This window comes from Streptomyces sparsus, assembly GCF_054776295.1.
The window spans coordinates 1-765 of the sequence record NZ_BAAHCA010001505.1; the positions used below are offsets into that span (position 1 = coordinate 1).

The window sequence follows — 765 nt, forward strand, 5'->3', positions numbered from 1 at the left end:
CGCGGTGAGCAGGGCCCCGCCGATGGTGATCGGGCCGCGGCGTCGGCCGCAGCCGAGCCAGGCAGCGGTACCGGTCGCGGCGAGAGCGGCGAACAGGATCGCCGCCGGCGGGGTGTGGGCGGCGAAGGACGCGTGCCCGGAGGCGGCCAGAGTCGTGGACACCGCCGCGAAGAGCACGGCACGCGGGGCCCGGGGCACCGGCCGCGCCGCACTGGCGCTGCGTGGTGCTCGGGCCGGTGAGGACATGGTGGCCGAAGCATGACACGCAGTGCCCGCGCGGTCCCTTAAGGCAACCTTTCCTGTCACTTTCCGATCAACGGCGGCACGGCCGGGCGCGGGACGTCGGTCCGTCGGGGGCCGCGGCGGAGGCTTGCCGGCGGCGGCAGTCGGGACCGCCGCACCGGTTGCGGCACCGTTCGGCCGAGGAGCACCGCACCGGCGGTGACGGCCGCGTCAGCGGTGACACAGGGGTACGGCCGGAGCTGCGAGCCGGGTCGTCCGCTCCGTTGAGAGGGGGACGGCAGGTGACCAACCTCCCGTTCACTCGTTCTGCTCAACGTGGCCCCTACAGACGTGACTACGCAGACCCCTTCCGCCGCCGCGCCAGGGCCGGTGGATGTCGAGCGCGCTGAGGCGGCGCTCATCGAGCACTACCCGCGACTGGTCCGGCTCGGTTATCTCGTCCTGCCGGCCTCCCTCGGCAGGCACGAACGGACGCTGACCGCGCACGCGCTGGTCCAGCGGGCGCTGCCCCGGGGGCGGGCC

General features: G+C 74.8%; 1 protein-coding gene. It reads left to right on the forward strand.

From position 1 onward, the window contains the following. Positions 1 to 573: 573 nt before the first annotated feature. Positions 574 to 765: hypothetical protein (locus ACYVE9_RS29280; RefSeq protein WP_461030902.1), on the forward strand; the 192-nt coding region annotated here is incomplete at its 3' end.